Annotated in this window: 1 protein-coding gene; it reads right to left on the bottom strand. The window is 66.4% G+C overall.

Features of this window, described 5'->3' with window-relative positions; genetic code table 11:
- Window positions 1–345 (bottom strand): dihydrodipicolinate synthase family protein (locus tag IB278_RS33660; RefSeq protein ID WP_192328887.1); only part of this gene is annotated, 345 nt, incomplete at both ends.

The raw sequence follows: 345 nt of genomic DNA on the forward strand, positions 1-345 counted from the left end.
GCACGCGGTTGCGCAGTTCCAGGTAGGGCATGAAGAAGTTCTTCAGCAGGCGGTGCTGCGTGGGCAGGTCGTCGGCGGCAACGGCCTGGTAGAAATCCATCGCGGTCTTCGGGATGAAGTTGAAGACAGCCGACGAATACACCGGCGTGCCCAGCGCCTTGTAGGCCGCGGCATAGACCTCGGCCGTGGGCAGCCCGCCCAGGTAGGCGAAGCGGTCTCCCATCTTCTGGTAGATGGCCACCATGGCCTCGATGTCGCCCACGCCGTCCTTGAAGCCCACGAGGTTCGGGTTGCGCTCGGCCAGCGCGGCCAGCGTCTCGGGCTTGAGGCGGCTGGTGGCGCGGT

Source organism: Variovorax sp. VRV01, assembly GCF_014852545.1.
In the GTDB taxonomy this organism is placed as follows: domain Bacteria; phylum Pseudomonadota; class Gammaproteobacteria; order Burkholderiales; family Burkholderiaceae_C; genus Variovorax; species Variovorax beijingensis_A.